We start from the raw sequence: 6,367 nt of genomic DNA, 5'->3' as shown, positions 1-6,367 counted from the left end.
TTTTCCGTGATGCAATAGCACCAACCGCGAACAAAAACGGGCGGCCAAACTTAAATCATGTAGTGCCGCCAAAACAGCTCCGCCCTGCTGCGCGTGTTCAGCAAGCAATTCCATCATATGCAACTGATGGTAGGGATCGAGCGCAGCAATGGGTTCATCAGCGAGAATAATTTGCGGCTCACCAGCAAATACCCGCGCCAGCAAGGTGCGCTGCAACTCACCACCGGAAAGTGTAGTCACGATCCGCTGGCGCAGCGATTGCAACTCAGTGATCTCAAGCGCGCGCCCAATGGCCTGCTTATCGCGTTCTGATTTGCCACTCATGGGTTTATGCCAGGGTGCACGCCCCAAGCCAACCAAATGCTCAACTTGCAACGGCCATGCGGGTGTTTCCTGTTGCGATAAATACGCCAATAATTGTGCGCGTTCCCGCCCGGAAAAATCGTTTAGTAATGTGTGTGGATAAGCTTCGTTCGATAAATAAATCTGTCCGGAGTCAGGCTGCTGCAATCCCGCCATCATCCGCAGGAGCGAACTTTTACCGGCGCCATTGGGGCCGATCAAACCGACTAGTTCACCCTGCGATAAAGCTAAATCTGCATTATCCAGAATGACATTGCCATCGCGCGCAAAAGAAACCTGTTGGGCACTGAGAGTTGTCGTCATCATCACGCCCACCGTGAACGGGTTTTTAAAATTAATAACAGAAAAAATGGTGCGCCAATTAATGAGGTAACCACACCGATTTTTAATTCGCGCGCGCTATCGAATTGGCGCACTAAAATATCGGCGAGCACCAATAACAATGCACCACCGAGCGCACTAGCCACCATTAGCCGACCAGGGCGGTAACCGACGAAGGGTCTTAATAGATGCGGAATAACCAAACCAATAAAACCTATTGCACCACTCACTGCTACACATGCACCCACACCGATGGAAATACCTAATAACAAAACACCGCGCTCCAAATGGTTATTAAAACCCAGCGAACGCGCGCTGTCTTCGCCCAAGCTAAGCGCATCCAGAAAACGGCTGCGGCTGAGCATCATCAACCAACTAATAACGGCGAGCGGCAATGCAATACTGACATGATCAAAATGGCGATTCGCCAGCGAACCCAACATCCAAAATACAATTTCCTGCATAGCGTACAAACTGGGGGCAAAATTCAAGGTTATTGCAATCAACGCAACCATGATGGAACTCATAGCAGTACCTGCGAGAATTAATGCCAGCATACTGCTATGCAGCCCCGCTAATACATACACCATAAATAAAGTAAACAAAGCCCCGGCAATAGCTGCACCCGGCAGCCAATACCATGCGCTGGCAGCAATACCAAAATACAATGTACAAATAGCACCAAAGGCTGCCCCGCTGGAAACACCCAGCACGCCCGGATCGGCAAGCGGATTGCGCAATAATCCCTGCATAGCCGCGCCCGACATACCCAAAGTAGCGCCAATCACAATCGCAAGAATTAGACGCGGTAAACGAATTTGGCCGACCACATTGGCACCGAGGCTTTGTTCGCCGTTAAAAAAATCCTGCAGACCATTGATGACACCAATATCGGCGAGACCGGTGTTGAGTGCAACGACCGATGCGATTGCAATAGCCAGCACCAGTAAGAAGGTTAAGGTTGTAAATGAGATTCGGGGCTGCAAGGGTGAATACCTGTTAAGTAAATTATTTCGCCAGGGAATTTTTCAGTTGGGTTGCAACATCACTGATTACAGTAGCAGCACAACCCGATAAACCTGCCGGTAAGGTGATCACTTTAAAATCGGCATGCCGCAATGCAGGGTGTGAAAGATATTCGCGCGCAAGTGAATAGGCATCATCACTGCCCTGCTCCACAATTAAAATTTGTGGTTTAGCGCTGAGCAATAACTCCAGATCGAGCTGGTTAAAACCAAACATACCGCGCTCTGCAGCCAAATTTCGCAAACCGGCGAGTTGCATAAATTCATGCTCCAGCGTGCCATCGCCAATCACTACACCGTTTGCCGAATACCAAAAAGCAGTGAGCGGTGTTTTACCTTGGTTAGCTGCTTGCAGCTCGGCAATTTGCGCGCTGATTTCTCTTACCATCTGCTCAGCCTTCGCACGCTCTCCCACCATATCGGCCAATTGCAAAATTTGGTCGTTAATATCTTCTAATGTGCGCGGCAATGGTAAACGTTCGACTCGTTTACCAAGTTTTTGTAACAGTTCAATAGGACTGCGCTGATCAAACTCGCCCGCGAAAATAACGTCAGGCTTTAGCGGAACAATTTCTTCCGCAAGACCATGGTTAACCGGCATACCTTTTACTTGCGCGGCAATAGGCGACCAAACTGGATCAGCAGTAAGGTAACTAATCGACACCAACCGCTCGTGCGGCACTAACTCCCAGAGCAATTGATCGATACAAATATTGAGTGAGGCAATTCGCTGCGGAGCTGTTTGTGTTGTTACCGCTGTTTGTGAAAAACAAAAGCTCGACAAAATAAAAAACAAAAAGCCCATCGCAAACAGGATGGGCTTTTGGACCGCAGTAACTATTTTCATCTTAAAGTGGATTCAGCCAGGCCGCGCCGCGCACACCGCTGGAATCGCCATGCACCGCCGGAACTATGGGGGTATCGCACTCGCGCCCGAATACATACTTGGGTAAGAGCTTGGGGACTTCAGTGTAAATCGCCGCGATATTGGAAGCGCCACCACCAAGCACAATCACATCCGGGTCCATGATATTAATGATGCAGGCTAAACCACGCGCGAGTTGATCGAAATAATCGGCGAGGATTTTTTGTGCAATCGCTTCACCCGCTTGCGCGCGCTCCACAATTTCATGCCCTTTGATTTTTTCACCAGTTGCTAACTGATAAGAAAGACACAAACCAGTACCGGACAAAAACGTTTCCTGACATCCCGCCTTGCCGCAGTAACAAGGGCGCGCATTTAAGTCAGCATCGCTTGTCCAGGCCAGGGGATTATGCCCCCACTCACCCGCTACACCATTGGGTCCGACAATCGGCCTACCCTGATAGGCAACTCCCGCACCGCAGCCAGTACCGAGAATACCTGCGAACACCAGATCATACCCACGACCGGCACCATCAGTGGCTTCGGAGACGGCAAGACAGTTAGCATCGTTGGTCACTTTCACATCGCGCATCAAAAATGCCGATAGATCTTTTTGAAAAGGCTTGCCATTAAGCCAGGTTGAATTGGCATTTTTGACCCAGCCGGTCTTACGCGAAATCGTACCCGGGATACCTACCCCGACCGGCAACAAGGTTTCACCTGCAGCCACCTCCGCTTGCGCCACCAAACCGGCGATATCGCGCAGGGTTGCATCATAATTGTCGCGCACTGTAGGGATGCGCGTACGGAACAGCTCCTGGCTACTGCCATTGAGCAGGATCACCTCGGTTTTAGTGCCGCCGAGATCGATACCGATACGAAAATCTGTCATATGAATCAGCCTGTTATCAAATCTGGCGGGATTATAGGTGCCGCCCCTTGCCCGAGGCAAATACCCACCTCAGGTAAATTCAATAATGGCGAAACGGCCGCCAAGGACTACACTCAAAAACAGGCTTATCCGTACTCTGGATAAGCCCACCAGTTACTGAAAGACCACTCGCGACTAAAAGCACATAATATGACCGATACAAAAAAAACAGCCGCTGCCCATGAGCGCCGCAAATTTAGCCGCATCCTGTTTGATGCGCATGTTGAACTCGCACAGGGTGAATTCCACTGGCGCGCCAGTCTGCTCGATATTTCACTCAAAGGTTTGTTGTTACAACAGACACTGCCAGTGGAAGTAGTCCATAGCGAACCGATCCTGGTGAAAATCTTGCTGTCCGATAACACCAGCATCGCCATGTCGGTGACAGTGGCGCACCAACATCATAACCAAACCGGTTTGATGTGTACCTCCATTGATATCGATAGCGTAAGCCATTTACGCCGCTTGATTGAATTGAATTTAGGCGATGCATTGGCAGCAGAAAGGGAGCTGTCTGAATTAATCAGTGATTACTAAATCAACCTTTGGAGCCAACGCCAGGATGGCTCTACAAAGAATCCCGACCAGCGGAGCCAACAAAAATAATGAGCGAAGAAAAACCGGACGATTTAAGCGATGAAGACAAGCGCCGACACCCACGCTTTCCGCTGCGTGCTTATGCCGATTTACAGTACTCCACAAAAAAATGGGAAGCACATGTGTTGGATCTCTCCGAGTCCGGCGCACGTCTGGCAATTTTAGGGGAACACCTACTGCAAAAAGGCGACCCACTGCGCGTGCATATCCAATTGGAAGATATCAACCTGCTCACATCGCCCAAAAAACAACTCAGCCTGCATGGCCGGCTAATCCATGTACGCGAGCACCTGTTAGGGTTTGAGTTCCAACCCGACACACCTGTTGATAAAACATTGCTTTATGAACTATTAACCCAGATAGAAAACAGTCACTAATCAGTAAGCCCTTATATGCAACACGCTGTATTTTTTTATGCATGTTTGTGCCTGTTATCTCTTTTTGTCCATAACAGCACGGCGAGTGGCATGACCAATGACGTGCTGCATATCACGCTGCCTAAAGCAGGCTCACTTGAACCAGAATCGACCAGCCGTTTTTACGAACAGGCTTTACGCTTGGCTCTGGACAAAACCCGCCATGCATCCGAACGTATCCAATTTAATTACCACATGCACGACGTAAAGCGCGAGCGTGCGCGCCTGTTAGTGAAAAATGGCACACTGGATATTATCTGGAGCAGTAGCAATAAAAAGCGCGAAGCAGAACTGATGCCCGTGAAATTTAATTTAATCCGCGGCATCAATGAATATCGGTTGTTGTTAATTCGCGCAGATGATCAACCGCGTTTTGAACAAGTAAAAAATTTAGCTGATCTACAGAAATTTAAAATTGGCAGCGGAACCCATTGGAGCGATACCGATATTTACCGATTTAATGGTTTACCGCTGGTGACCGCTTACTCTTATGAACCTATGTTTCGTATGCTAAAAGTCAAACGATTTGATTACATGGCGCGCAGCATTCAGGAAGTGAATTATGAATTGGAGCATTACGGTAAATCGGGACTGGCAATTGAACAAAACCTGGCGATTCACTACCCACAACCGATTTATTTTTTTGTGAATCACGACAACCGCGATTTAGCAGAACGCATTCAACGTGGATTGGAAATTGCCCGCGATGATGGCAGCCTCGATGCGCTATTTTTTGGTATCCCCAACTTCAAGCAGGCCTGGGAGCAGTTACAGCAGCTCAATCGCAAAGTGATTGAATTGAAAGTGCCTGAATGATTTTACCTAGAGTGCGTCCAATGCTTCTTGCAAATTTTTTACTGCAACCACTTCAATACCCAGGTTTTTTTCACGCGGGGCATTGGCAAAAGGAACTATCGCACGTTTGAATCCGTGTTTGGCTGCTTCGCGCAAACGTTCATGGCCACTCGGCACCGGACGGATTTCACCCGACAAACCCACTTCACCAAACACAATTAAATCCTGCGGCAAAATGCGGTCGCGAAAGCTGGAGACAATCGCCAGCAACACAGCTAAGTCTGCGCTGGTTTCCATCACCTTCACACCGCCCACCACATTCACAAATACATCCTGATCACCTACCATAATGCCGCCATGGCGATGCAAAACCGCCAGCAACATCGCGAGACGATTTTGATCCATACCTACGGCGACACGGCGCGGATTACCCAGGTGGCTGTCATCTACCAAGGCTTGTATTTCAATTAACAGCGGGCGTGTGCCCTCCCACATCACCATTACCACTGAGCCCGAGGATGCATCTTCCGCACGCTGCAAAAAAATTGCCGAGGGATTATTCACTTCGCGCATGCCCTGTTCGGTCATCGCAAATACACCTAATTCATTAACGGCACCAAAACGGTTTTTATTGCCGCGCAGGGTGCGGAAGCGCGAGTCATTATCGCCCTCCAGCAAAATGGAGCAGTCGATCATATGCTCCAATACTTTAGGGCCAGCGAGTGAGCCATCTTTGGTGACGTGCCCCACCAGAATTAATACGGTGCCGGTTTGTTTTGCAAAACGGGTGAGATACGCCGCGCTTTCGCGCACTTGCGATACTGAACCGGGTGCAGAGGAAATATCTTCCATATGCATGACTTGAATGGAATCAATCACCATCACTTTGGGCGCGGTCTTTTGCGCAATCGCGCAGATACCTTCCACACTGGTTTCACTCAGCATTTGCAGTTGGTCAGTGGGCAAACCCAAACGTTGCGCGCGCATAGCCACTTGCTGAAGTGACTCTTCACCGGTGATGTAAAGCGCTGGCATAGTGCGCGCCAGATTGCAC

8 protein-coding genes are annotated in these 6,367 nt (G+C 49.3%); 3 read left to right on the top strand and 5 right to left on the bottom strand.

All coding sequences use genetic code 11. The annotated features are described in order from the left end of the window. The 4 genes from ACWA6V_RS09200 to ACWA6V_RS09185 all read right to left on the bottom strand — a co-directional run. Positions 1–669, bottom strand: a 669-nt coding sequence (locus ACWA6V_RS09200; protein ID WP_449522205.1) for an ABC transporter ATP-binding protein, incomplete at its 3' end; no start/stop codon positions are given. After that, positions 669–1,670, bottom strand: coding sequence for a FecCD family ABC transporter permease (locus tag ACWA6V_RS09195; RefSeq protein ID WP_449522204.1), 1,002 nt, complete (start codon positions 1,668–1,670; stop codon positions 669–671). The genes ACWA6V_RS09195 and ACWA6V_RS09200, both read right to left, overlap by 1 nt. Before the next feature lie 22 nt (positions 1,671–1,692). After that, a complete protein-coding gene (locus ACWA6V_RS09190; protein ID WP_449522203.1) occupies positions 1,693–2,556 on the bottom strand; it encodes an ABC transporter substrate-binding protein in 864 nt (287 codons plus the stop codon). 1 nt (position 2,557) lies between these two features. Further along, a complete protein-coding gene (locus tag ACWA6V_RS09185; protein ID WP_449522202.1) occupies positions 2,558–3,466 on the bottom strand; it encodes an ROK family protein in 909 nt (302 codons plus the stop codon). A 189-nt stretch (positions 3,467–3,655) separates the two neighbouring features. Here ACWA6V_RS09185 and ACWA6V_RS09180 point away from each other — a divergent pair, with 189 nt between their 5' ends. The 3 genes from ACWA6V_RS09180 to ACWA6V_RS09170 all read left to right on the top strand — a co-directional run bounded on the left by ACWA6V_RS09180 (position 3,656) and on the right by ACWA6V_RS09170 (position 5,334). Next, entirely contained in the window at positions 3,656–4,042 is a 387-nt protein-coding gene (locus ACWA6V_RS09180) for a PilZ domain-containing protein (RefSeq protein ID WP_449522201.1), read from the top strand. Positions 4,043–4,110: 68 nt separating this feature from the next. Beyond that, positions 4,111–4,479, top strand: coding sequence for a PilZ domain-containing protein (locus ACWA6V_RS09175; protein WP_449522200.1), 369 nt, complete (start codon positions 4,111–4,113; stop codon positions 4,477–4,479). A 90-nt stretch (positions 4,480–4,569) separates the two neighbouring features. Beyond that, positions 4,570–5,334 (top strand): substrate-binding periplasmic protein, encoded by a 765-nt coding sequence (locus ACWA6V_RS09170; RefSeq protein WP_449522199.1) that lies wholly within the window; start codon positions 4,570–4,572, stop codon positions 5,332–5,334. 6 nt (positions 5,335–5,340) lie between these two features. Here the strand turns inward: ACWA6V_RS09170 and radA are convergent. Next, a partial coding sequence (radA, locus tag ACWA6V_RS09165; RefSeq protein ID WP_449522198.1) for a DNA repair protein RadA occupies positions 5,341–6,367 on the bottom strand: 1,027 nt, incomplete at its 5' end.

The sequence above is a fragment of the Cellvibrio sp. genome, from assembly GCF_053579595.1.
Note: the sequence above shows the minus strand (reverse complement) of the source record. Positions and strands in the feature narration are given on the sequence as shown.